Origin of the sequence: Niastella sp. OAS944, assembly GCA_024809215.1 — a bacterium.
GTDB lineage: Bacteria > Bacteroidota > Bacteroidia > Chitinophagales > Chitinophagaceae > Niastella.
In genome coordinates this window covers 1,485,122-1,511,246 of record JANUBW010000001.1, presented here as the reverse complement: position 1 = coordinate 1,511,246, position 26,125 = coordinate 1,485,122, and the positions used below count along the sequence as shown (strand labels likewise).

Here is a 26,125-nt window from a genome sequence, read left to right as displayed (position 1 = left end):
GAATGCAATCAAAACAAGTTTCTGTTTTTAGTTTGGCAGTATTGGTAGCTGCCCTTGGTTATTTTGTAGATATCTATGATCTGTTACTCTTTAGTATCATTCGCGTTGAATCGCTTAAAGACCTGGGTTTAACGCCCGCTGAAATTTCATCAAAAGGCCTGCTCATCATCAATGTGCAAATGGCGGGTTTATTAATAGGTGGTATTTTATGGGGCATATTGGGCGATAAGAAAGGCCGCCTTAAAGTACTGTATGCTTCCATTATCTTATACTCCCTTGGTAATATAGCCAATGGTTTTGTGCAATCGGTAAATCAATATGCCGCCATCCGTTTTATAACAGGTGTGGGTTTGGCCGGTGAGTTAGGCGCCGGTATTACATTGATAGCCGAATTGCTGCCAAAAGAAAAAAGAGGGGTGGGTACCTCGCTGGTAGCAGGTGTTGGTTTAACAGGTGCTGTTGCCGCCTTCTTTTTCAAAGAGGCCTTCCCCTGGCGTACCTGTTACTTTATAGGCGGCGGTCTTGGCTTTTGCTTATTGTTGCTGCGTGTAGGTGTATTGGAATCTGGTATGTTCGAGAACATTCAGCACAAAAATGTATCAAAAGGAAACTTCTTCATGTTATTCAATAATGGCAAACGATTAAGAAAGTACCTGTGTAGTATTTTGATCGGGTTGCCAACCTGGTATGTGATAGGAATACTGGTTTCATTTAGTAAAGAGTTTGGCGAGAAGATGGGGGTGAAAGGTGAAATAGATCCTGGTAAAGCGGTGATGTTTGCCTATGCGGCTATTTCGCTGGGCGATATTGCTGTAGGGTTGTTAAGCCAGGCGCTAAAAAGCCGTAAGAAAGCATTGTTTATATTTTATGGGTTAACGGCCATTGGTATTGTGTGGTTCTTTAACCTCAGCGGCCAATCAACAGGCAGCCTGTATGCTGCCTGTGCGTTGTTGGGTTTTGGAACAGGTTTCTGGGCCATATTTGTAACCATGGCTGCCGAGCAGTTTGGTACCAATATAAGGGCTACGGCAACCACTACGGTGCCTAACATGGTGCGCGGAGCTTTGATCCTCATCTCTATTTTATTTACCTCGTTACAGGGGTCGGTAGGATATGTACAGAGCGGCCTTATTACCGGTGTTACGGTTATGGTAATTGGTATTGTAGCCACGTTGTTAACCGAGGAAACCTTTCATAAGGACCTTAATTATGTTGAAGAATAGTGTTTGCAGAGTAAAGAAAGTATGAAAATCCTGATCATTAGATTTAGTTCCATTGGGGATATTGTTTTAACAACACCTGTTATCCGTTGCCTTAAAAAGCAGCTGCCCGGGGTGGAGGTCCACTATCTTACCAAGGCCAGCTATAAAGCGGTGCTGGAAGCAAATCCCTACATCGATAAACTGCATTTTCTGCAAGATGATCTGCAGGCGGTTATTCCACAATTGCAGGCAGAGGACTTCGCTTATGTAATAGACCTGCATCATAACCTGCGCACCATGCGCGTAAAAAAGGCATTGGGGAGGCAATCGTTCTCATTCAATAAGCTCAATATTCAGAAGTTCATCTTAACCACCATTAAGCTGAATGTAATGCCCGATGTACATATTGTAGACCGTTATTTAGATACGCTACAATCGCTGGGCGTAAAGAACGATGGACGTGGACTGGATTATTTCATTCCTGAAAAAGATAAAGTAAAAGAAAGTGATATACCAGCCGGTCACCTGGCTGGTTATATTGGCGTAGTGATTGGGGCTGCACATAATACCAAAAAGCTGCCGTTGCATAAGCTTAAGGAGTTATGTGCTGCCATCGATCACCCCATCATTTTATTAGGCGGTAAAGAAGATCGTGAGCTGGGTGAGCAAATAGCCGGTGTTGATGCCAGTAAGATCTACAACTCCTGCGGCAAGTTCAACATTAATGAAAGTGCCGACCTGGTGCGCCGCGCCAAACTCATTATTACCCACGATACCGGGTTAATGCATATTGCTTCTGCATTTAAAAAGCCTGTTATTTCTATTTGGGGAAATACGGTTCCCTCATTTGGTATGTACCCGTATTATGGCGCCCTGCCTGCGGATACACCTAAGGATAAACTGCCTTATGATATAATGGAAGTAAAGCCATTGTATTGCCGGCCCTGTTCTAAAATAGGGTATAATAAATGTCCGCTCGGGCATTTTAAATGTATGGAAAAGATCTCTATGCAGGAAGTGGTTGAAAATGTACATCGCCGCATAGGGTGGAAGTAGTTTACTAATTCAACTTCGTTCTTGCCAATGCCTCCAGCTTTCCGCTGATCAATTTCTTCTCTGCCTGTGAATGGGTGAGGGCCAATGCCTGTTGAAGAGATTTACCGGCATTATGATCATCGCCCAGCTGAAAGTATAATTCACCCAATACCGCACTGAAAATGTATTGGGTATTGATCAGTTGATCGATATTTTCTATTTGCAGGATCTCCTTTATCGCAACAGATGTTTGGTTCAATTGGGTTAGAACAACAGCCCGGTTTAGTATTACCAGCGCTGTTCTTTTTTGCTCCAACAACATATCGTACAGCATTAGCATGCGTTGCCAGTTTGTTTCGGCAAAGGAAGGCGCCAGGCAATGTTCGGCGGCAATGGCCGATTCAAGATGATAAACTGTTATTACCTCACCCTGCGACGACAGGTTAAGGTAATCATATCCTTTTTGAATAAGCGCCCGGTTCCAGGTGCTGCGGTCCTGGTGTTGTAAAAGAATGATCTCGTTGTTTTCGTTAATGCGGCTTTCGAACCGCGATGCCTGTAAACACATTAAGGCCAGCAGGGCAAAGGTGGCGGGTTGTTTACCCGTCTTATGTTCTGTAAGTATCAGGCATAGCCGCATGGCCTCTGTACATAGATCTTTACGGATCACTTCATTTTCATGCTGCGATTTATAACCCTCGTTGAAAAGCAGGTACAATACGGTATAAACCATATTAAGCCTGTTGGTAAGGTGGCGGCCCACGGGTATGTCAAGTTGAATGCGATTGTCTTTTAAGAACTGTTTCGCACGGTATAACCGTTTTTGAATAACTGCTTCATTGGTAAGCAATGCATGCGCAATTTCTGTAACCCCAAAACCCGATACCGTTTTTAAGGTAAGCGCTACCTGGTCTTCTTCTTTTAATGCAGGGTGGCAGCAGGCAAACATCATCCGCAACTGGCTATCGGCTATTTCTTCTTCTGAAAAGAATTGCTGTATTGTTTGCTCGGTTTCCAATTGCAGTTCATGCGCCAGCTCGCGGGAATATTGTTGAAAATGTTGCTGGCGGCGAATAATATCAATAGCCCGGTTGCGGGCTACCTGCATCAGCCAGCCTGCAGGGTTTTCAGGCACTTGTTTGAACGTCCACGTATGAATGGCCCTTAAAAATGATTCCTGCACTACATCCTCTATCATTTCGAGGTTGTGCATACCAAAGATGCGGGTGAGCACAGCGATCATCTTTCCCGATTGATACCGGAAAAGATGATCGACCAATTGCACCACGCTTTCCTTTTCGGGTTCTTTCATTGTTTAACTATGTGATTGTATCATTTCTTCCACCTTCATGATCTCCCTTACTTCCACCGTGCCGTTCAATGCCAGATCGGGACACCCTTTGGCTATTTCAGTTGCTTCTGATAATGACGAAGCTTTAATGATGAAGAAGCCGCCTACCAATTCCTTGCTTTCGGTAAATGGCCCATCGGTAACCAGGGCCTTGGGACCTTTAACCGTTTTACCTTCAGGTGTTAAAGGTTCACCCGCTACATACAGGTTTTTAGCTTTTAGCTCGTCTATCCAGGCAAACCATTTTTGCATGTGTTGTTGCATCTCTTCTGCTGAGAATGAGTATTGGTCTGCTGCGCCCCGAAAAATGAACATAAAATCTTTCATAAATGGTGAGTTTTAAAGATTACTTATTTAAGTTACCGGGTTTATGACGAATGGGTGGTATTGAACAGGACAGAATTGGAGAAAAGGTTTATAAATCTTGTATAAGTGAGTATGAAGTAAGAAGTAGGAGGTAAGAAGTAGGACGTAAATACAGAAGTAGGAATTATGAAGTGCGGGTTTTTCGTACTTCTTAATTCCTACTTCATACATCTTTTTGCTACGAGCAAAAATGCAACAACTACTGAATAAAAATCTTTTGCACAATATCCCGCTGCCTGTCCTGCCCCAGCACCCGTACAAAACAAATACCCTGGGCCGATGCATTTAATGTAATATCAATTCTACCCGTATTGCCATTCAGCATTTGGGTTTGTAATATTTTGCCATCCATACTAACTACCTGCAGGGTCTTAAACGTATCGTTCAAATACAAACTTACCGTACCGGTATTTATAACAGTAGGGTAAACATAATTCTGGGTTGAACCATTTGCCACCTGCGATAACAGCTCGGTATAATCAAATCGCCCATTAGCATCAGTGACCCTTATGCGGTACCACATACGGTCGCGTACATTAACCGGGTAATGCCTGAACTCATATATTCGGCCATTGAGGTAATTACCTGCCGGTAAAACACCCACCCTTTGAAAATGAATTTTATCGGTACTATATTCTACTTCATACAATTTAAGATTACCGGGTTCCCAGGTAGTACGCCAGCGGATAACGTTACCATCGTTGGCTGTAGACGTAAGGTACAGGTCGTACATGTTTACCGGTTCGGGCAAACGGGTCATATTGTTGTTGCCTTCGTAAATAAACCTTGTTTTTACCCGGGGATCAATGCTGTTAGTGGGGTAATTATCAGTGGGGATTACCTTCCCCACATTCAATGGGGTGTAATTGGCATTGGAGTAATTGGGGCCAGCCTGTGCCATGCTTTTGTTCACCAGTGCCATGCTCAGTATCAATACGCCTGTTATACAGGCTGTCTTACAACACAAACGGTATACATGTTTCATACCATACTATTTAGAAGTATAAAAATGACTTGCAGGTAATAGTTGGTGGTAACTGAAGGCTAGTAGATATGTATCAATTTCAATGCCCGGGCTGGTTAGCGGAATGTTATTGGGAGTAGAAGTAAGAGCTAGGAAGTAGGAGGTAAGAAAAGGCAGGTGGTAAAAAGAAAGAAGCAGGAGCTCAGAAAATGCGGGATCTTCTTACTTCCTACTTCTTACTTCATATTTCATTTTATTTACCCAAAAGCTACATTCTTAAGGTAAATATTCATTATGGACTACAATGTCTTCAATACATCGTTCATGCTTCTTACAGCATCGGCGCTCTTGCTGAAAAGGGCTTGTTCTTCGGCATTCAGATCAAAGTCGAGGATCTTTTCCCAACCGTTTTTACCAATAGTAACGGGCACACCCAGACAAATATCTTTTTGTCCGTATTCGCCATTCAGGCTAACGCAGCAGGTGAACAGTTTTTTCTGATCACGTACAATGCTTTCAACCAGAGCCGCTCCGGCTGCTCCGGGTGCATACCATGCGCTTGTACCAATCAGTTTGGTAAGGGTAGCACCACCCACCATTGTGTCGGCAACAATTTGTTTTTGTTTTTCTTCGCTCAGGAATTTGGTAACAGGAATACTGTTCCAGGTAGCAAAGCGAATAAGCGGTATCATAGTGGTATCGCCATGACCACCTATAACCAGCGCATTCAGGTCGGCAGGGCTGCAACCCAGGTGCTGGCTCAGTTGATATTTAAAACGGGCGCTATCGAGCGTACCGCCCATACCAATGATCCTGTTCTTGGGCAAACCGGTAGCGGTAAGCGCCAGGTAGGTCATGGTATCCATGGGGTTACTAATAACAATGATGATGGCATTGGGTGAGTGTTTCAGAATATTTTCGGCTACACCTCTAACAATACCGGCATTTGTTCCAATCAGTTCCTCACGGGTCATACCCGGTTTACGGGGTAAACCTGATGTAATCACAACTACGTCGCTGCCGGCTGTTTTGCTGTAATCATTGGTACTACCCACTATGCGGGTATCGAAACCCAGCAATGCAGCGGTTTGCATCATATCCTGGGCCTTACCTTCGGCCAGACCTTCTTTAATGTCTAACAATACCAGTTCTTCAGCCAGTTCGGCGCGAGCAATATTATCGGCGGTGGTAGCACCCACTGCACCGGCGCCTACAACAGTTACTTTCATCAGAAAAAAATTTAAGTTGTTGAGCTAATGTTTGCGCAAAAATAGTGCGCTAATAAAGAATATGAGTTTTTATTTATCGCGGCCGGGCAATTGTTGCCACCGCCCACATCTCTAATCTTTGCCCTTAAAAGCTGCCAGCAGCTTATCGATCTTCACATTGCCCTCGAAAGTGGTGACCAGGTCGCCGTTTTTGTCGTATAAGGCCTGAAACGGCAGGCTTTGTATTTTGTAAAATGTAGGCAAAAAGAACTTGGTATCGCGCCCCATTTTAATATTTGAATAGCTGGCGATCTTTTGCTCCCTGTAAAAAGATACCATTTCTTCAAACGGCTGGTAGGTAACCATCACTATCTGGTATTTCTTAAGGTCCTTCATGCGCTTCTCCATATCGGCCCACTGGTGTTTGCAATGGTCGCAATCGGGACTGAAATACATAATGATGGTAGGCTGGTGTTTTTTCAGGTGGTCTTTGGTAAGGTTGGTACTGTCGGCCTGTAAAATGGTGAATGGTGGTACATTCGGAAAGCGTTTGTAGGCCGGACTATCGGGCGGCAGTGTTTGTGCCGATGCCAGTTTTACTGCAAATACCATGGGAACCAGGATCAAAAGGAAAAACCGGTTTATCATAGCGTCTATTATTTGTTTTTGTGGTTTACGGCTGTATTCGCTTTTAGCTTTAGGCTTACAGATTTCAGCTGTACTTCCCCTCACATTTATTTTTTTTCAAAAATAGCAGTAAATGAACAGGATAGGCAACTGTTGTGTCCATTTAACAAAAAAGTTTTGGCAGTTGTTACGAATAATTCGTAGGTTTACGAAAACTTCGTAGATGATGGAAAAGCTTACCATACAGGAAGAACAGGCCATGCAGGTGATATGGAAAACGGGGGAGGGGAACATAAAGCTGTTTCTCGATAATATGGAAGGGCAAAAGCCACCCTATACCACCCTGGCCAGTACCGTAAAGAACCTCGAAAAAAAGGGACTGCTCGAAAGCCGCCTCATGGGTAATACCTACCTGTACCGGCCCGCAGTTACCGAAGAGGATTATAAAAAACAGTTTATGAACGGTGTGGTGAAAGATTACTTCGACAATTCGTACAAACAGCTGGTGAATTTCTTTGTGGAGCAAAAGAAGTTGAGCCCGAAGGAGCTGAAGGATATTATTAATATGATTGAGAATGAGGGTAAGAAATAGGTTTTAGGAAAAAGAAATAGGAGGTAGGAAGTAGGATATAAGAAAAGTCTTAAACTTAAGATCTCCTACTGTTTCCGATCCTCATACTTCTTACTTCATACTTCTTACGTCAGCAACCTTTATTCAAGTAATTTCCAATTAAACGATATGCTACTTTATATAATCAAACTATCCATTAGCTTCTCCATCGTTTACTTATTCTATCAGTTATTTCTGCGAAGGTTAACCTTTTATACCTGGAACCGCTGGTACCTGCTGATATACTCCATGGTATGTTTTATAATACCCTTAATAAATGTATTCACCATTATAGTTGAACGGCCTGCACTCCGCGAATCGGCCTTTGTAAATTATATACCTGCTATTACACAAATGTCGCCGGCTGTAGATGCAGATGCTGCTACGCAGGCAGGTAGCATTAACTGGTTGCAGGTAGGGGTGGTTGTTATTGTGAGCGGCATGTTGTTTATGGTGGTGCGTTTGCTGCTGCAATATTATTCATTGTACAAAATGCGTTCAAAGGCTGTGTTGTTGTACAATGAAAATGTAAAGCTGTACCATATTAACGAACCGGTAATGCCTTTCTCCTTTGGCCGGGGTATTTATGTAAACAAGCATCAACATAGTGAAGATGAGCTTAAAGACATTATTCGCCACGAGTTCATACATGTAAAGCAACGGCATTCGATCGATATTCTGTGGAGTGAGTTGTTGTGTATACTTAACTGGTATAATCCATTTGCCTGGCTGCTGCGGCACCACATTCGCCAGAACCTCGAGTTCATTGCCGATCAGCAGGTGCTGCAAACGGGGCTCGATCGTAAACAATACCAGTACCTGTTATTAAAAGTTATAGGAGTTAATTCATTTAGTATAGCCACCAATTTCAATTTTTCATCTTTAAAAAGAAGAATAGCCATGATGAACAAAACACAGAGTGCACGTGTGCACCTTATCAGGTTCTTATTTTTGCTACCGCTGTTGGTAGTAGTATTGTTAGCTTTTCGAAACAGCAACCAGCACCGGCGTCAGTCACAACGGGAAGAACAAATAAAGACCGACACGGTACCAACTGCAGCCAAAGAAACATCTGCCTGGAAAGATGTTGACAACCTTCATGTAATAGACAACCGTAAAGTAACCATCAGGTTAAAGAATGGTAAAGTAGAACGCTACGATATGCAGATCACCAAAGAGCGCGAGGCCTTTGAAGGCAAATATGGTTCATTGCCCGAACCACCACCTCCTCCGCCAATTCCGCTGGCGTCTGTTGAAAAAGAACACCCCGAATTGCCTGAGGCACCCGAACATCCCGAAATGCCTGAAAAGCCGGAAGCCGCTGAAATACCTGAACGCGCCGAAATGCCCGAAGCGCCTGAGGCCCCCGAAGCACCTGAGGCTCCCAAAGCCATTGAAAGAGCCACCATCAATTTGCAGGACTGCCTCAATAAAAAAGGGTATTGCATAACCGTGGCCGACAATACGGGCGAATGCATAGTGATTGTCAAAGACAAGAACAGTAAAATAGTAGAAGCCATTTTACTTACCGATTGGAACAATGACAAAAAGAAGTATGAAGATAAATATGGTGAAATAAGGCACACGCTCATAAAGCTCGCACCCATAACCAAAGAAGGCAAGCCGCTAAAACTGGCGCCTATTACCAGAGATAATAATGATAAGGAAGTGCAGATAACCAAGGATGACGGCGTGAAAGTAGAACGTGTACAAAAGAACCAGGAAGAATACACATTGTGGACGAGGGATAAGGCAGGACGCCGGGTGCCGGTTATACGCGGAAAAAAAGATATTGCAATAGCCGATAACGAGGTGGCCATTATTGAAAAGGTTGCTGTTGCCCCCAAACCCACTCCATCAGTTCGGGTGGTAGCCGACAGAGTGGTTATGGTAGATGAAAAAGCAGCGGCTACTAAACTTAAAGCAGATGAGGTAGTGGTGGTTAGAATAAAGGAAACCCCAAAAACGGCTATAAGCGTCAAAACTGCCGCGGAGGCAAAACCAAGGGTCGTTATTAAGGCTCAAAAGGTTGAACCCGCCGTGGAACCCAAACCGGCCCAGGGGCCACCCATGCAGGATAAATAATAGAAAATAGCCCATTTTGCTACCTGACAATTTTGCCATAATTTTGCTGCCACTTTTTGAATTTGGTACACGTTTTTTGACTTTTGAAATATTTATAATTTATGGCAAATACCTCAGATATCAGCCGCGGCATGATCATTAAACTGGATGGAAGTTTATACACAGTGGTTGAATTTGGTGAAAATAAAACTGCCCGGGCTGCTGCCAAGGTATGGGCAAAATTAAAAGGCGTTGACAATAGCCGTAGTATTGAAAAGACCTGGAACAGTGGTGACACCATTCACCCCGTTCGCGTTGAGCGCAAAACGTACCAGTTCTTATATAAAGACGATACCGGTTATAATTTCATGGATAATGAAACGTTTGAACAGCTTGCCCTTGCTGAGAACCTGGTCGACGCTCCCCAGTTCCTGAAAGAAGCACAAGAGGTATCTGTACTCATCAATACCGAAACCGAGCAACCGATGAGTGTAGAGCTGCCCGATAAAATTGTGTTGAAAGTAACCTATAGTGAGCCAGGTGTAAAAGGCGATACGGCTACCCGTACGTTAAAGCCCGCCACTGTTGAAACCGGCGCTACCGTTAACGTGCCACTGTTTGTTAACGAAGGCGAATTGATTCGTATTAATACGAAAACCGGTGAATATGTTGAACGTGTAAAAGAATAATACAAGAACTTACGTTATAGCAGGACAATGGAACACACTTCCATTGTCCTCTTTTTTTGGGGCAAATGCCCGGGCCTCTTTATAAAAAATGGGGTTTTGGAGATATTTAGTGTGTAATCCTTATCTTAGCCGCCTGTTCTACAGGACTTAACCGACAAACTAAAATTTTTAACAGATGGATTTTAAACAAATTCAGGAGTTGATCAAGATGATCAACAAATCTAATATTGGGGAAGTGACGATAGAAGAAAAGGGATTTAAATTAACCATCAAGCAAAAAGAAGAACCGGCCCAGAATGTCATTGCAGCTCCTGTACATACTGCTCCTATGATGACCGCTATGCACCAGCAAGCTCCTATTGCTCAGGCTGCCGCGCAAACTACTGCTTCTGCTGATAAACCAAAAGCAGCAGATCAGGTTGCTGACAATTTGATCACCATTAAGAGCCCGATGATCGGTACCTTCTATCGCAGCTCTGCACCTGGTAAACCTTCATTTATTGAAATAGGTGATGATGTTACCCCAGGTAAAGTGGTTTGTATTATTGAAGCCATGAAACTCTTTAATGAAATTGAAAGCGAAGTAAAAGGCCGTATTGTAAAAGTGCTGGTAGAAGATGCTTCACCGGTAGAATACGATCAGCCTCTGTTCCTGGTAGAACCCGCGTAACATAATTAGCTAATTCGCTAATAGGCTAATGTGCTGATAAAATAATATAAGCACATTTGCACATTAGCATATTAGCCCATTAACAATAAGATTCAATGTTCAAAAAAATATTAATTGCCAATCGTGGAGAAATTGCCCTACGGGTAATACGTACCTGTAAGGAAATGGGCATCAAAACGGTTGCTGTTTATTCAACCGCCGATAAAGACAGTTTGCACGTGCGCTTTGCCGATGAAGCTGTTTGTATAGGTAAAGCGGCAAGCTCAGATTCTTATCTAAACATTCCCCACATTATGGCCGCGGCTGAGATCACCAATGCCGACGGTATTCACCCAGGTTATGGATTTCTGGCCGAAAACGCCCGTTTTGCGGAAATTTGCGGGGAACATAATATTAAATTTATTGGGCCCACTCCTGATCAGATAAGGTCAATGGGCGATAAAATAACTGCCAAAGAAACCATGATCAAAGCCGGTGTGCCTGTGGTGCCCGGTGGCGAAGGTTTATTGGAAAGCCTGGAACAAGCCCAGTCCCTGGCTAAAGAAGTAGGTTACCCCATTATCCTGAAAGCCACTGCAGGTGGTGGTGGTAAAGGGATGCGTGTTGTATGGAGCGAAGATGAACTAGAAAAGAACTACAACACCGCTAAAGCCGAAGCAGGCGCCGCGTTCAAGAACGACGGTATTTACATGGAAAAGTTTGTGGAAGAACCACGCCACATTGAAATACAGGTAGCCGGCGATCGCTATGGTAAAGTATGTCACCTCAGCGAAAGAGATTGCTCTATTCAACGCCGTCACCAAAAGCTGGTTGAAGAATCACCTTCACCTTTTATGACACCCGAACTGCGTAAGCGCATGGGTGATGCCGCTATCAAAGCAGCTTCTGCCATTGGTTACGAAAGCGTGGGTACCATCGAGTTCCTGGTCGACAAACACCGCAATTTCTACTTCATGGAAATGAATACCCGTATTCAGGTAGAACATTGCGTAACCGAAGAGGTAACCAACTTCGATCTTATTAAAGAACAGATAAAGATTGCTCAGGGGGAAGCCATTAGTGGTTTGAACTATGAGCCGCAATTACATGCTATAGAATGCCGTATCAATGCGGAGGACCCGTATAATGATTTCCGTCCCAGTCCGGGCAAGATCACTACGTTGCATCAGCCCGGCGGTCACGGTATTCGCATCGACTCACACGTATACGCTGGTTATGTAATTCCGCCGTACTACGATTCAATGATAGCCAAGATCATTGCCGTAGCGCGTACCCGCGAAGAGGCCATCAATACTATGAGCCGTGCATTGAGTGAGTATGTAATTGAAGGTGTAAAAACAACAATTCCGTTCCATCAGCAACTGATGAAGAACGAAGACTTTATAAAAGGTAACTTCAATACCAAGTTCCTCGAGTCATTTAAGATGGTGTAACTACCAGTTGACTAGTTAACGGGTTAACTCGTTAACTAGTCAACCTTTTTATTAGTACTATCGCTTTCAATTCCGAATCTCTTCTTCTTCCACTCCTTCAACAACTCCTTCTGTTTATCGGTAAGAATGGCATCCAGCTCCTGCTGATTCATAATGTCCTGTAATCGCTGACGGCGAATAATAATAGCTATTCTTCTTTTTTGTTCATCTGTTAACCGTAAAGCGTTCATGCGTTGGCGCAAACCGGGGTCCACATTTGGGCGCCGCTGTGCAAGGGCGTTAGCCCCAAGCATTATCAGCAGTAAAAACAATAAAACATGCACCCATTTCATGGCTAATTAGACGCCATAGGGGATGCTTGGTTTAACAGTGCGTAAAAATTGATCAGCCGGCCAGTTCCTGTGTTACGGCATCGAGCTTTGTTTCAACCCCGTAAAATGTAGCCAGCTTGCGAATAACGCTTTCTACCACCGCATCGGGACAGCTGGCGCCGCTGGTAATAAGAATACGGGCCGGGTTGCCGGCAGGCAGGTAACTGGTGGCTATATATTCTTCTTTGGTGTGGAAATTATAGTGCAGAATATCTTTTTCAGAAAGCAATTTATCGGGTGAATTAATGAAGTAAGTGGGCAGCTGCAGTTCGCACAATTCGGCCAGGTGAGTGGTGTTGCTTGAATTATAACCGCCAACCACAATGGCAATATCGGCCGGGGTTTGCAACATACCGGTAACCGCGGTTTGGTTATCGTTGGTGGCATAACACAGGGTATCGCGCGTATCGGCAAAACGGCTTTCAACGTTCTCGGGCGTTAACCCGTAATGTTGCTGAATGGTTTGTTTAAGATACTCAGCAATAGCCTGGGTATCTGTTGCTAACTGGGTGGTTTGGTTTACAACACCAATCCGTTGTAAATCGGTTGCGGCATTAAAACCTGCAGAATACCTATTGGCAAATTCAATATAGAATTGCTCAACGGGCTTTTCGCCGGTAATATATTTAGCCAGGTTTTCGGCTTCCTGCATATCGTTCACAATAACAGAGGGTGCATTGCTGGCGGCATGCGAAAAAGTGGCCCTGGTTTCTTCGTGTTTGGGTTTGCCGTGAATAACAATTGTGTAGCCTTTCTTCGCTATTTGCTCGCTGCGGTTCCACACTTTTTCTACAAAGGGGCAGGTAGTATTATATTTTTCTACCGGAATACCCAGCGCGCTCAATTTTGATTCTATTTCGAGCGTTGTACCAAAGGCAGGAATGATCACTACATCATCGGAGGTGAGGTCCTCGAAGGGGATCAGCTGATGACCGTAATTATCTTGCAGAAACTGAACGCCGCGGCTTTGCAGGTCGGCATTCACCTGCGGGTTGTGGATCATTTCACTTAACAAAAAGATGCGCTTGCCAGGGTTCGATTCAATTGTGCGGAAAGAGATCTCAATGGCATTTTCAACCCCATAGCAAAAGCCGAAATGACGGGCCAGGTATATATGCAACGGGTCGAGCGACAAAAGAGTAGGCGTAAAATCCTTTTTCATTTTGTCCTGCTGTTTGCGACTGTTCTTAATGGCCGATATCAGCGGGCTACGGTAGGTAAGTGGTACATTAAATGTTTTCATGCCGGGGCAAAGGTAAGAAGAAGTTGCCGGTTACCGGGTTATGAGTTACAGGTTGCAGGGTACAGGTTGCAGGGAAGGCATGAAAATTTATGATTTCCTTGTATGTTGTAAAACAGAACCTGTATTTCCTGGTATCTGGGAATTGGTAACTGGTGGCTCATAGTTACGAGGCCGAAGAATAAAACCTGGAACATGTACCCTGAAACCTGCAATTGAAATTTAACAGGTTATAGCATCACTTAAACGTATTTCTAATTATTGAACTCTTGCCCGTAATTTTACTTAAACCAACCAGGAAATGAGATTTATGGAGCGACGATTTTCACCGGTAGCTTGGAGCGTTAACAGCAGTATTTATGAAGTAAATGTGCGCCAGTATACACCCGAAGGAACTTTTAATGCCTTTGCCAAACACCTGCCGCGCTTAAAAGATATGGGGATTGAAATTTTGTGGTTTATGCCCATTACCCCCATCAGTAAAGAAAAACGGCAGGGCACCCTTGGTAGTTATTACGCCTGCGCCGATTATAAAGCCATTAACCCCGAATTTGGAACACTCGAAGACTTTACCGCATTGGTAAAAGCGGCCCATAAACTTGGGCTTAAAGTGATCATCGACTGGGTGGCCAATCATACAGGTTGGGACCATATATGGACCCAAACCAACCCCGAGTTTTACAAAAGAGATTCAGAAGGCAAATTTTACGATACCAACAACTGGCACGATGTAATTGACCTTAATTATTACGACGGTGGTATGCGCGCCGCCATGATAGACGCCATGGCTTTTTGGATAAAGAAATGCGATATTGATGGCTTCCGCTGCGATATGTGCCACCTGGTGCCACTCGATTTTTGGAACCGCGCCCGTATTGAACTTGACCCCATAAAACCATTGTTTTGGCTGGGCGAAACCCTCGACGCAATTTATTTACAGGTGTTCGATTGTTTATATGGCTGGCGCTGGATGAGCGCCACGCAAAAATATTTCAGACAGGAAGCTACGCTTACCCAGTTAAAAGATGTGCTGAACCATTACGAGTTCGACCTACCTGCCGGCACTGTTCCCATGTTGTTCACCAGCAATCATGATGAAAATACCTGGAACGGTACTGAGTATGAAAAATATGGCGATATGGCCGCGCCACTGGCTGTATTCAATTTCACCTGGAACGCCATACCGCTTGTGTATACCGCCCAGGAATTACCGCTGCACCGGCGATTACCGTTTTTTGATAAAGATGAAATACCCTGGAACGGCACCCCGCAGTTACACGATTTCTATAAAACATTGCTACAGCTGCGTAAACAGCACCCGGCGTTGCAAACGGGTATGGCCGCCAAACCACAACTGTTGAATACAAATGATAATGACCGCATACTTGCTTTTATTCGTAAAAATGAAGGCAAGGAGCTGCTTACTATAGTCAACTTTTCGGCCCAGGATATTACGGTACAATTACCGGGCGCTCAAATACAGGGCAAATTCACCAATGTATTTACACAGCAACCGGTTACTGTTAATGGTTCTTTTTCTACCCCATTAAAAGGCTGGGAATATTTGGTTTTAACACGCTAATGTAAAGTTAGTTTTAAAATAAGCAGGCGCTCCGATGGTTCGGAGCGCCTGTTTGCGTTATGGTTGTAACCGTATTACCTGGTATTTAAAATATGTTTAAGCAAAGATTTAACTAAGATCAGAATAACACCAAATAAAGACAAAATGTCTGTTAAGTCTTTATCAGGTCTTTGTTTGGTCTTTGTTATGTCTTTGTCAAAATGCCACTTAACCTAAGCCCAGAGTAAAAGAAAAGGAGCCCCGACGTTACCGCCGGAGCTCCTTTTAATATGAAAGTCAATATTAAGCCTGCACTGAATTACTGGGCGCCATCGAGGTTGATAACGATTGGGTAAACACCATCGTAACCTGGGTAAATACCTTCGAGTTTAACGCTGCCGGTAGCACCTTCCAGAACTTTCTTCAGTTCATCAACACTGGTTACATCTTTACCATTTGCTTTGGTAATTACATAACCATCCTGAATACGCACTTTGCTTAACAAACCGCGGTTGCTGATAGATTTTATGATAACGCCACCTTTAATACCCATTTCCTTTGCATCGTCTTTGCTTACGTTTTCGAGGTCGGCGCCTAATTTATCGAGCACGCTGTTCTTTACAATATCAGTGTTGCCGGTTTTATTCTTTAATGTAATAGTACTTGTGTACTCTTTACCTGCACGTTGGTAGGTAAGAGTGATCTTATCGCCAGGGCGGTAAGTAGCAATTTGACCAATAAGATCGGCGCCGCTTACAACAGGCACGTTATTGATTTTGGTGATAACGTCGCCTTTTTTAATACCGGCGGCAATGGCTGCACCACCTTCACGAACGGTCATTACAAATACGCCACCATCGTCTTTAATACCATTTTGTTTTTTATCTTCTTCACTGAGGTTATCTCTTGGATATTCAATACCGAGGTAAGCTCTTTGTACGGTTCCGAATTTAATAAGGTCGCTAACGATCTTTTTAACAATGTTAACCGGAATAGTGAAAGAGTAACCTGCGTATGCACCGGTAGGTGAGGCAATAGCTGAGTTAATGCCAATTAATTTACCATCGGTTGCTATAAGCGGGCCACCACTGTTACCGGGGTTAACCGCAGCATCGGTTTGAATGAATGATTCAACAGGTGTATCGCTTTGACGGCGGTTGATCTCCAGTGTTCTGCCCTTGGCACTTACGATACCGGCAGTAACGGTGGTTTCAAGTGTTAAAGGATAACCTACAGCCAGTACCCATTGACCAACTTTTACTTCATCGGAGTTACCATATAACAGGAATGGTAAACCTTTTGCTTCAACCTTAATTACAGCCAGGTCGCTGCTGGGGTCAGCTGCTACCAGTTTGGCTTTAAAAGATTTTTTATTGGTAAGGGTTACAGTAATATCATCGGCACCATCAACAACGTGGTTGTTGGTAACAATGTAACCGTCTTCGCTAATGATAGCGCCCGAACCGGATGCCATTTGCGGAATAGAACGGTATTTATCGCCAAAGAAATCATCCAGATCGGGGAACAGATCGCCGAATGGATTATTACGAGGCAGGTTGTTGCTTACTGTACGGGTAGCTTTTGTTTTAATGTGTACGGTAGCGGGTATGGCTGCATCGGCAGCTGGTGAAAAATCAACCGGTCCACTTCCTCCGGCAAGGCCATTAAAGCCTGCATAGTTAGCTGGGATCTTTCCAGTATCGCCTTCCTTTTGATAAACATATGTATCATGGCTAAGATGGTTAACACCCCACATGGTAACTCCTGTAGTGGCAGCGCTAATGAGTACAATAGCCAAAATTTGTTTCCACTTCATAATCGTTATAAATTTTATGAGATTATACTTGTTTCAAATTTGATGCCTGACAGACATAACAAATTAACGTCAGGAATGATACTTAACCAGCGTTGATAAGTTGGTTTAACAATTAATTTACTAAAGTCTTCGTACTTGCCTATCAAATTTACTGAAAAGTAAGGAGTAATACTTAAATATGCACGCTTTAGCACCGGAAAGTTAAAAATTATTAAAGCTCAAATTCACAACTTATAAGTGCAATATTTTCAGGTTGTTTTGACACAATTTCATAAGTCCAGTAAAAATTTCATGACATCAACCCCATCGGCATAATCGGTAAGCGAAGGCTGCTGCGCCTTACCAAAAGGTATATGTTGTTTTCCTACTACACATTGTACATCTTCATTATTGAGCAGCGCAGCTTCGGGCGATGAACCCGGTTTATAATATTCAAAATTCAGCTGGCTAATGGGGGAGAAAAGTTCTTTGCTTTCGGTAAGCAAAATACTTGAATTGGTCATGTAGTATTGTTTGTTCAATATCAATACTGCCAGTATATAATCGTAATTGTGTTTGTATTTGTGCAGGTCGGCCAGGTGATTGTATTTATTGAATGCATCGAACATGGGAACAAAATCGTAATGCTCGGGCACATACAGTTTGGTAACGTTGCGGCAGCCTAAACCAAAATACTGGTATACATCATCGGCCAGTTTTTCCAGTTCTTCCGGGCTTTCTTCCCCGGTTAAAATAGCTACCGAGGTGCGGTTGCGGCGAATGATGTGCGGGTATTTGCTGAAATAATAATCGAAGTACCGGGCCGAGTTGTTACTGCCGGTGGCTATATAGGCGTCGCAGCCCTTTAGCATTTCAGCAAATGAGATCAGCTGGCGGGTGCTTTCGTCCCAATCATGTAATTGTTGAACCAGGTGTTTTATAAGCACATCGTCTTTGGTCGAAGGTTTTATGGTTTGGCGGTGCCCGCTCATGAAAACACATAGAAAGTCGTGAAACCCAACCAGGGGTATATTACCGGCCATAATAATACCTACATTTTTGGGGGCGGTATTTTCGGCGGGGATATTATATTGCCGGGCCCAGGCGGTGAGGGCGTCTTTTTGTAAAAAGGCCAGGGCCAGGTTGCGGGTAGCCAGTTCTATGAAGTCGGGGGTGAACCAGCTGTTGTGTATACTGGCTTTCTGTTTGGTTGCCTGCCAGTTATCGTTATCCTGTAAAATATATTCACCTAACCGGTTCAATAAAACGATGCGTTGTTGTAAATTCATTCCACCTTATATTTGTCGTGCAAAAATAGAGTTATTCAATTCACGGACCTGCCCTGGGGCAGGTTTAAAATTCAGCAAGTTATGGCTATAAAAATCACCGAAGAATGTATTAATTGCGGCGCCTGTGAACCCGAGTGTCCGAATAATGCCATATATGAGGGAGGAGTAGAGTGGAGAGTGGCAGATGGCACAACTGTAAAAGGATCGTATGTTTTGATGGATGGATCGGTTGTTGATGCCGATACAGCCAATGCACCCATTAGTGTAGATACATATTACATTGTTCCGAATAAATGCACCGAGTGCCAGGGTTTTCATGAAGAACCGCAATGTGCGGCTGTTTGTCCGGTTGACTGCTGTGTACCAGACGAAATGTATGTTGAAACAGTGGAACAACTGATGGCAAAAAAGGAAAAGCTGCACATATAAAGTTTTGGAATTTGAGTGAAAAAAATTTGATAAAAGCACTCAATTTTCCTAACTTTCTATCATAATAGTAATGTAGCCTTTGTGCTACTTGTAAGTGGCGGGTGATATTTCCTGCCGTATTGAGGTGAAGGATTAACGGCCTTCACCTTTTTTATTGGTCCCCCTGAAAGGGAAAATCACAAATCTCAAATCGCAAGGACCAAAGGAAATTCCAAATCACAATCTCAAGTTCTAAAGGTTTAATACAAAAGAATTTGAGTTTTGAGATTTATTTGGATCTTGGAATCTGGAGCTTATAACTTGGAGTTTGGAACTTGGAAATTGGAGCCTGGAACTTGGAACTTTTATTTGGTTCTTGGTGCTTGGAATTTGAAATTTTTACAAGATGGCTTTAAAGATCACCGAAGATTGTATTGTTTGTAATGCCTGCCTGCCCGAATGCCCTAATACTGCTATTTATGAGCCCGGGGTTGAATGGCGCATGGCCGATGGCACCACTATAAAAGAGAATTTTACCCTGATGAATGGCGCCAGTACCGATGGGGCTGCCAACCACACACCCATCAGCATCGATTTTTATTATATAGTTCCCGATAAATGCACCGAATGCCAGGGTTTTCATGAAGAACCGCAATGTGCCAGTGTTTGCCCTGTAGATAGCTGCGTACCCGACGAATTGTACCATGAAACCGTTGAGGAGCTGATGGTTAAAAAAGAGAGATTACACGCATAAGGCCATTCTTCCGCTTACTTTATTTTTTAACAGCGGCATACACAAATACCTGCTTCTGTAGTTTCCCCCTTCCGTTGTTTTTCGTTTATTTGCTAAAAATTTTCGAACCTTACATGAAGCCCAATATAGCCTTTGTTACCGGGGGGTACTCCGCTGAAGCAGAAATTTCCTATAAAAGCGCCCTTACAATTGAAAAAAACGTTGATACCGACAAGTACAACGTATTCAAGATAGATATTAGCCCTAAAGGGTGGTTTTATGAGGCCAATGGTCAAAAACTGACCGTTGACCGCAACGATTTTTCCCTCACCATTGATGGTAAGAAGATCAAATTTGATGCTGTTTTGATCGGTATTCATGGCACGCCCGGCGAAGATGGCCGTTTACAGGGTTATTTTGACCTTACCGGATTGCCCTATACCTCTTGTGACTCAGCCACTTCTGCATTGACTTTTAATAAAAGATATACGGTAGCTGTGGCAGCCTTTGCTGGCATAAATGTTGCCAAAAGTGTTCATATTTTTAAACACAGTCCGGTTACCCCCGACCAGATACTTGCCCAGCTGAGCCTGCCCGTGTTTGTAAAGCCGAATAATGGCGGATCGAGCATTGGTATGAGCAAGGTGAACGAGGCAAAAGACCTGGCCGGGGCCCTGGAAAAAGCGTTTAAAGAAGACGATCAAATACTGGTAGAAGAGTTTATTGCGGGCCGTGAGTTTACGATTGGCGTATTTAAATCAACCAAAGGCATTATTACCCTGCCCATCACTGAGGTGAAGTCAAAAAAAGATTTCTTCGACTATGAGGCAAAATACCAGGGCCTGAGTGAAGAAGTTACACCAGCCCAGGTTGATGAAGCCATTGCAGAGAAGGTGCGCAGCACAGCTAAAAGAATATATGAGTTGTTCAACTGCCGTGGGGTGGTACGCATTGATTTTATTTATAACGAAGCAAAACAGGCGGTATATATGTTGGAGATAAATACCGTGCCCGGGCAAAGTGAAGCAAGCATAGTACCGCAACAGGTACGCGCCATGGGGTGGACGTTGAAGGAGTTTTATTCGGCGCTGATTGAGGATGCGTTGGTTAGAAAGTTGACGAGTTAACTAGTTGACGAGTTGACTAGGAGTAGTTGACAAGTTAACATGTTGACAGGTTAACAAGGAAGTTGAAAAGGTGATAGAGGTGATGGAGGTAGTTGACGAGTTAACAAGTTGACGAGTTGACTAGGAGTTGAAAAGGTGATAAAGGTGATGGAGTTGATAGAGGAGAAGCAAGTTGACAGGTTGACAAGTTAACAAGTTGACAAGGAAGTTGAAAAGGTGATAGAGGTGATGGTGGTTAGTTGACGAGTTGACAAGTTGATAGGTTGACAAGGAAGTTGAAAAGGTGATAGAGGTGATGGTGGTTAGTTGACGAGTTGACAAGTTGATAGGTTGACTAGGAAGTTGAAAAGGTGATAGAGGTGATAAAGTTGATAGAGGAAAGGCGAGTGGGAAGTGGCTAGTGGCGAGTCTTGAAATTCGAGAGCCCTTTCACGTTTGCCTTTTCACGTTTCACGAATAGCGAGGCCCGAAGTTTCGAGAACCATTGCCGATTGCCGATTCACGATTGCCGGGAAAGCGAGTCCCGAATTCGAGAGCCATTTCACGTTTCACATTTGCCGTTTCACGACAGAAGATTACGAACTAAAATAAACAAATACTACCTTGTTTAAATTCTTGACAGGGAAACCCCTTTGGATACACATACTAACAGGCATTGTTTTGGTTTTTTTACTGATAGTTGTGTTCCTGCAATCGCTTCGCTGGATTACCAGGCATGATAAAACCCTTACCATTCCTGCCGTAACTGGTAAATCGTATGCAGATGCCCGCAAAATACTGGAAGGCAAAGGTTTTGAAGTAGAGCTGCAGGATTCAATTTATAACGATACGGCAAAGCCACTATCGGTATTAAGACAGTTCCCCGAAGCCGAAGCTGTGGTAAAGGTGAACCGTACCGTATACCTTACTGTTAACAAAGCCATAGCCCCGCTTATTGAAATGCCCAACCTCGAAGGGTTGAGCTATAGAAGTGCCGAAATAGCTATGACGCAATATGGGTTGAAATTGGAAGATACCGTTTACCGTACCGATTTTGCCAAGAACTCGGTCCTTGAACAACAATACGATGGCGAACGAATAAAAGCCGGAACAAAAATTCCGCAGGGAAGCCTTATTACCCTGGTGCTGGGCAGTGGGCTGGGACATGAAGATTTCAGTGTGCCCGACCTGGTAGGGTTAACTTATAACGATGCCAAGGTATTGTTGGAATCGAATGGACTGAATGTAGGTGCTGTAATGCCGGCTGTTGATCCCAATCAGTATGTGGGAAGGCAAAGCCCGGAGCACTTTACTCCCGATGGCCGGGTGAACCGCATAAGGCAGGGGCAGCTGGTAGATCTGTGGTTACAACCCGAAAAGCCGGTGAAGCCAACCGTACCCGAAGTTCCACCAACACAAGGACAATAAAATAACTTAAATAGCATTTATGCAAAACATAACTCCTGAAGAAGTAAAAGAGCGTCTTGACAGAGGCGAACAATTGAACCTGGTTGATGTACGTGAACCCCATGAGCGCGCCGAATTTAATATTGGCGGTGTGCATATTCCGTTGGGCCAGGTGCAAATGATGCAGGTTGATGAGTTAGAGAACCTGAAGAATGAAGAAGTGATCGTTTATTGCCGCAGTGGCAACCGTAGCGGACAGGCCGCTATGATCTTAGATACACTTGGGTTTGCCAATACCAAAAACCTGAGTGGTGGTATGCTGGCGTGGCTGCAGAAGTATGGGCAGTAGAGTTAACAAGTTGACTAGTTGGAAGAACAAAAGAATATGAGGTAGGAAGTAGGTGAAGCCGGGTAGTAAGTAGAAAAGGCGAGTGGTGAGTAGAGAGTGGCTAGTAGGAAATACAGGAAATTCATGAAGTCCGAAGCCAGTCGTGAGTATTAATTATAAGCCCCACTAGCCATTTACCACTAACACTAGCCTTGTAGATCTGTATCCTTGATTTATCAAAACTCAAATAGTACCTGTGTTTAAATTCATAACCGGAAGACCACTTTGGGCTAATATCCTGTTGGGTATTGGCATTTTATTCGTATTGTTTTTCATTTTCTTTCAGTCGTTAAGTTTTATCACCCGGCACGATAAGTCGCTGGCAGTGCCATCAGTAACCGGCAAATCGTTTGAAGAAGCCAAAAAGGTACTGGAGGCGCAGGGCTTTGAAGTGGAGATACAGGATACTGTTTATGTTGATACGGCAGCCTTGTTATCGGTGGTAAAGCAGTTTCCCAATGCCGATTCAAAGGTTAAGATGAACCGTACGGTTTATTTGATCATCAACCGCGATGCGGCGCCCGATATTGACATGCCTAATCTTGTTGGTATGAGCTTTCGCAGTGCGCAGATCACTTTGCAACAGCAAAAGCTAAAAATTGAAGATACTATTTATGTGCCTAACGTTTCCGGTGCTGTACTTGAGCAAAAATATAAAGGACAAACTATTAAGCCCGGCACCAAAATACAAATGGGAAGCGGTATTACATTGGTAATAGGACAGGGTACCGGTACTGAAGAACTGGAAGTACCAGACCTGGTTGGACTTACTCTCGGTGAAGCAAAAGTGATTATTGAATCGAATGGGTTTAACAGTGGTCTTATTCTGCCGGAAGGTTCTACTGATCCTAACCTGTTTGTGTACCGGCAATCGGTGCCCCATTTAACTTCATCTGGTAATGTAAATAAGTTACGCCAGGGCCAGGTGATAGATGTATGGGTGCAGGCCGAAAAGCCCTCTCTTATAAAGACTGATAGCGTAGCCAAACCGTAAAGGAACTATCTAAATAGCTTATAATAAAAAAGGATCGCAACGCGATCCTTTTTTATTTGCCAATTGTCTATTGCCCATAGCCTGTTGATTTACAACTTCACATTCAGCCCCACCATAAAATTGGTGCCGGCCATGGGATAGTAAAAGTTTTCAGTGATCACATTATTACCGTATTGGTAAGAATATGTATAACCATTGGGCGTATACTTTTTGTTGAAAACGTTATTAACCTGGCCAATAAGAACGATCTCTTTGAACAACACGCGGCGCAGGGTATAGCTGGCACGTGCATCCTGAACATAATAGGGATCGAGGCTGCGTGCTTTATTGCTTGTATTATCAAGGTATTGACGGCTTGCATATTTACCAAGTAAGCTGATCTCAAGATTATTTACAGGTATCAGGTTTAAAATACCTGAGCCAATTACAGCAGGCGAAAAAGCAATGTCGGTATTGCCATGCGGAATGGCTTTTTGTCCGCCGTTATCATAATCATCGTAATACTCAGTAAAATCCTTGACCTTATTTTCACTTATGGTAACATTGGCTGCCACATTGAACCAGTTGGTGATGTGTAAACCACCCTGTAATTCTACTCCCATACGATAACTGTTGGGTACGTTGCTGCGGGTATACGAACCTACGTCATTGATCTTACCGGTAAGCACCAGTTGGTCTTTATATAACATAGAATATAAGGTAATGCCCCAGTTGTAGGTTTTTGTTTTTTGTTCGGCACCCAGTTCAATATCATGCATTTTTTCCGGCTTCGGTTGCTGATCGGCGCCGGCTTCAAAATCATCGCGATTGGGTTCTTTTCTTCCTATAGAATAGGACGCGTATGCGAGATAATTGCCTTTTGAATAAGAGATGCCTATTTTAGGGTTAACAAAATCGTAGGTGTTGCGACGCAGCAGATCGGGGTTGTTTTTAAAACCACCGATATTATACAACACGCGGCGGTATTGCAGATCGGCAAAGGCGCGCAGGTTGCTCAATAAGGTTACCTGGTATTTTGCATAGGCATTGATATCAGTTTTGTAGGCTTCATTATAATACCAACGGTGCCCAAAGGGTACACCGCCCTGGGCAGCCCAAATTACATTACCATAGTGCTTGCCATCATAGCGGTTCCAGCCACCGCCAATGATCAGTTGGCTAATGTCGTCTTTGTATTGAACCGAAAATATTTGACCGTAGAAGTAATTATCCAGCCATTGCTGTTGTACTGCGTCGGTTTCACGAATGGTGTCTGTACCAAACACCAGATCGTTCAACCCATAATTAGCATATGACTGAACATTTTTAAATTCTTCATAATAACCTTTTCCACGGGTTAAGTGAAAAGCGGTGTTGGCTGTCCACCGGCCATTGAAATCGTGATTAATGAACAGCTGGTAATGGTCCTGCTGATAGTTATCGGTTTGGTTGGCGTAGGTGAAATAATTGTACTTACGTGGATCGCTGTTGAACAGGTTAACTGAATCCTGCGGCGTAAAATACAGGGAGCCTAAGTTGTTGTAATAATGTTCTAAGAGTTTGTCTTTGTCGTTACGTAGCTTGGCTTCGGGAATCCCATTCCATGCCTGGTAAGTTTTTTCGCTGCCAGAGAATACATTCAGTCTTATGGAGGTGTTTTTATTTATATAAGCACCCGACAGGTAAAATGATTTTAGCGAGCTGGTAGCGCGATCGATATATCCATCGCTGGAGATCTTCGATACACGGGCATCGATGGTGAAATGATCGTTGATGAGTCCGCTACCGGCTTTTACTGTATGCTTCCAGGTATTGAAAGAACCATAGGTATTATTTACCTCAGCATATGGTGTGGTATTGGTTTCATTGGTGCTTAAGTTAATGGTGGCGCCAAAAGCGCTGGCCCCGTTTGATGAAGTACCCACACCACGTTGAACCTGTATACTGTTTACTGATGAAGTAAAATCGGGCAGGTTAACAAAGAACGTCCCCTGCGATTCTGCATCGTTGAACGGAATACCGTTAAGAGTTACATTGGTGCGGGAGGCATCGCTGCCCCTGATGCGGATACCCGTGTAGCCTACACCATTACCAGCATCGGAATTAACGATCACCGAAGGCGTTTGGTTTAAGACAAAAGGGAGGTCCTGCCCAAGGTTAAGCTTTTCAATTTCTTTTTTCGACAGGTTGCTTTTTGTGAATGGCGCTTTATCATCAGCACGCGTAGCCTTTATTTCCACCGGCTGTAAAAACAGGTTCAGACGTTGGAGTTTAATGTCAATGGGCGAACCGGTTGATACCTGCTGGTTGGCCGACTGGTAACCTACAGAAGTAACCTGCAGGGTGTAGTTGCCTGGTTTTACTTTTTTGAATTCGAAGGACCCACTTTCTGTGGTCAATGTCGAAAGGCCGTTGCTAAGCTCAACGGTTGCGGAGGCAATAGGGGTTTGTGATGCATCTGTTACCTTACCGCTAATTTGAGCAGTGAGGTATTGAGTTAGGAACAGGTAGCAAATCCCCAAAATCATTTTTTTCATGAGTAAATCATCAATGTTTTGGCCACATAAAATGTACCTGTAAAGCAATGGTGCTTATCAGTACATTTAAGCTGTTGCACGTGTGTTTGAAAAAATGG

24 protein-coding genes are annotated in these 26,125 nt (G+C 43.7%); 14 read left to right on the top strand and 10 right to left on the bottom strand.

Annotated elements, in window-relative coordinates; translation table 11 throughout:
* Positions 1–2 precede the first annotated feature (2 nt).
* Entirely contained in the window at positions 3–1,223 is a 1,221-nt protein-coding gene (locus tag GGD38_RS05895) for an MFS transporter (RefSeq protein ID WP_375298944.1), read from the top strand.
* Positions 1,224–1,244: 21 nt separating this feature from the next.
* The gene (locus GGD38_RS05890; RefSeq protein WP_375298945.1) at positions 1,245–2,258 is read left to right on the top strand and encodes a glycosyltransferase family 9 protein; all 1,014 of its coding nucleotides are present in this window, start codon (positions 1,245–1,247) and stop codon (positions 2,256–2,258) included.
* 4 nt (positions 2,259–2,262) lie between these two features.
* Here the strand turns inward: GGD38_RS05890 and GGD38_RS05885 are convergent, their stop codons facing one another.
* The 5 genes from GGD38_RS05885 to GGD38_RS05865 form a co-directional block, all read right to left on the bottom strand.
* Complete coding sequence (locus tag GGD38_RS05885) at positions 2,263–3,549, bottom strand: RNA polymerase sigma factor (protein WP_375298946.1); 1,287 nt, start codon at positions 3,547–3,549, stop codon at positions 2,263–2,265.
* 3 nt (positions 3,550–3,552) lie between these two features.
* Positions 3,553–3,915 carry a YciI family protein gene (locus tag GGD38_RS05880; protein ID WP_375298947.1) on the bottom strand — a complete coding sequence of 121 codons (363 nt, stop codon included), beginning with the start codon at positions 3,913–3,915 and terminating at the stop codon, positions 3,553–3,555.
* Between the two features lie 238 nt (positions 3,916–4,153).
* Positions 4,154–4,939, bottom strand: coding sequence for a T9SS type A sorting domain-containing protein (locus GGD38_RS05875; protein WP_375298948.1), 786 nt, complete (start codon positions 4,937–4,939; stop codon positions 4,154–4,156).
* A gap of 278 nt (positions 4,940–5,217) precedes the next feature.
* Entirely contained in the window at positions 5,218–6,147 is a 930-nt protein-coding gene (gene mdh / locus GGD38_RS05870) for a malate dehydrogenase (protein ID WP_375298949.1), read from the bottom strand.
* A gap of 111 nt (positions 6,148–6,258) precedes the next feature.
* Entirely contained in the window at positions 6,259–6,774 is a 516-nt protein-coding gene (locus tag GGD38_RS05865; RefSeq protein ID WP_375298950.1) for a TlpA family protein disulfide reductase, read from the bottom strand.
* Between the two features lie 202 nt (positions 6,775–6,976).
* Here GGD38_RS05865 and GGD38_RS05860 point away from each other — a divergent pair, with 202 nt between their 5' ends.
* From GGD38_RS05860 to accC, 5 genes are all read left to right on the top strand, one after another.
* Positions 6,977–7,345, top strand: coding sequence for a BlaI/MecI/CopY family transcriptional regulator (locus GGD38_RS05860; protein WP_375298951.1), 369 nt, complete (start codon positions 6,977–6,979; stop codon positions 7,343–7,345).
* Positions 7,346–7,492: 147 nt separating this feature from the next.
* On the top strand, positions 7,493–9,448 hold the full coding sequence (locus tag GGD38_RS05855) for a M56 family metallopeptidase (RefSeq protein ID WP_375298952.1): 1,956 nt from the start codon (positions 7,493–7,495) through the stop codon (positions 9,446–9,448).
* 101 nt (positions 9,449–9,549) lie between these two features.
* Entirely contained in the window at positions 9,550–10,116 is a 567-nt protein-coding gene (gene efp / locus GGD38_RS05850; protein ID WP_375298953.1) for an elongation factor P, read from the top strand.
* A gap of 175 nt (positions 10,117–10,291) precedes the next feature.
* A complete protein-coding gene (gene accB / locus GGD38_RS05845) occupies positions 10,292–10,786 on the top strand; it encodes an acetyl-CoA carboxylase biotin carboxyl carrier protein (RefSeq protein ID WP_375298954.1) in 495 nt (164 codons plus the stop codon).
* 95 nt (positions 10,787–10,881) lie between these two features.
* The gene (accC, locus tag GGD38_RS05840) at positions 10,882–12,219 is read left to right on the top strand and encodes an acetyl-CoA carboxylase biotin carboxylase subunit (protein WP_375298955.1); all 1,338 of its coding nucleotides are present in this window, start codon (positions 10,882–10,884) and stop codon (positions 12,217–12,219) included.
* A gap of 35 nt (positions 12,220–12,254) precedes the next feature.
* On the opposite strand, the gene GGD38_RS05835 is transcribed toward accC, so the two are convergent.
* On the bottom strand, positions 12,255–12,551 hold the full coding sequence (locus GGD38_RS05835) for a hypothetical protein (RefSeq protein ID WP_375298956.1): 297 nt from the start codon (positions 12,549–12,551) through the stop codon (positions 12,255–12,257).
* Between the two features lie 52 nt (positions 12,552–12,603).
* The gene (locus tag GGD38_RS05830) at positions 12,604–13,833 is read right to left on the bottom strand and encodes a 4-hydroxy-3-methylbut-2-enyl diphosphate reductase (protein ID WP_375298957.1); all 1,230 of its coding nucleotides are present in this window, start codon (positions 13,831–13,833) and stop codon (positions 12,604–12,606) included.
* A gap of 307 nt (positions 13,834–14,140) precedes the next feature.
* Here GGD38_RS05830 and GGD38_RS05825 point away from each other — a divergent pair, with 307 nt between their 5' ends.
* Complete coding sequence (locus GGD38_RS05825) at positions 14,141–15,412, top strand: alpha-amylase family glycosyl hydrolase (RefSeq protein ID WP_375303779.1); 1,272 nt, start codon at positions 14,141–14,143, stop codon at positions 15,410–15,412.
* 298 nt (positions 15,413–15,710) lie between these two features.
* Here the strand turns inward: GGD38_RS05825 and GGD38_RS05820 are convergent, their stop codons facing one another.
* Positions 15,711–17,207 carry a trypsin-like peptidase domain-containing protein gene (locus tag GGD38_RS05820; protein WP_375298959.1) on the bottom strand — a complete coding sequence of 499 codons (1,497 nt, stop codon included), beginning with the start codon at positions 17,205–17,207 and terminating at the stop codon, positions 15,711–15,713.
* 269 nt (positions 17,208–17,476) lie between these two features.
* Positions 17,477–18,475 (bottom strand): acyl-CoA reductase, encoded by a 999-nt coding sequence (locus GGD38_RS05815; RefSeq protein WP_375298960.1) that lies wholly within the window; start codon positions 18,473–18,475, stop codon positions 17,477–17,479.
* Between the two features lie 81 nt (positions 18,476–18,556).
* Here GGD38_RS05815 and GGD38_RS05810 point away from each other — a divergent pair, with 81 nt between their 5' ends.
* From GGD38_RS05810 to GGD38_RS05785, 6 genes are all read left to right on the top strand, one after another.
* Positions 18,557–18,904, top strand: coding sequence for a 4Fe-4S dicluster domain-containing protein (locus GGD38_RS05810; protein ID WP_375298961.1), 348 nt, complete (start codon positions 18,557–18,559; stop codon positions 18,902–18,904).
* Between the two features lie 385 nt (positions 18,905–19,289).
* Positions 19,290–19,637: a 4Fe-4S dicluster domain-containing protein gene (locus GGD38_RS05805; RefSeq protein ID WP_375298962.1), complete on the top strand. Its 348-nt coding sequence runs from the start codon at positions 19,290–19,292 to the stop codon at positions 19,635–19,637.
* Between the two features lie 113 nt (positions 19,638–19,750).
* Positions 19,751–20,743, top strand: a complete 993-nt coding sequence (locus GGD38_RS05800) for a D-alanine--D-alanine ligase (RefSeq protein ID WP_375298963.1) — start codon at positions 19,751–19,753, stop codon at positions 20,741–20,743.
* A 660-nt stretch (positions 20,744–21,403) separates the two neighbouring features.
* Entirely contained in the window at positions 21,404–22,150 is a 747-nt protein-coding gene (locus tag GGD38_RS05795; protein ID WP_375298964.1) for a PASTA domain-containing protein, read from the top strand.
* A 19-nt stretch (positions 22,151–22,169) separates the two neighbouring features.
* Positions 22,170–22,478: a rhodanese-like domain-containing protein gene (locus tag GGD38_RS05790; protein ID WP_375298965.1), complete on the top strand. Its 309-nt coding sequence runs from the start codon at positions 22,170–22,172 to the stop codon at positions 22,476–22,478.
* A 235-nt stretch (positions 22,479–22,713) separates the two neighbouring features.
* Complete coding sequence (locus GGD38_RS05785) at positions 22,714–23,511, top strand: PASTA domain-containing protein (RefSeq protein ID WP_375298966.1); 798 nt, start codon at positions 22,714–22,716, stop codon at positions 23,509–23,511.
* 89 nt (positions 23,512–23,600) lie between these two features.
* Here GGD38_RS05785 and GGD38_RS05780 read toward each other — a convergent pair whose 3' ends face one another.
* Positions 23,601–26,027, bottom strand: coding sequence for a TonB-dependent receptor (locus GGD38_RS05780; RefSeq protein ID WP_375298967.1), 2,427 nt, complete (start codon positions 26,025–26,027; stop codon positions 23,601–23,603).
* Positions 26,028–26,125: the final 98 nt, after the last annotated feature.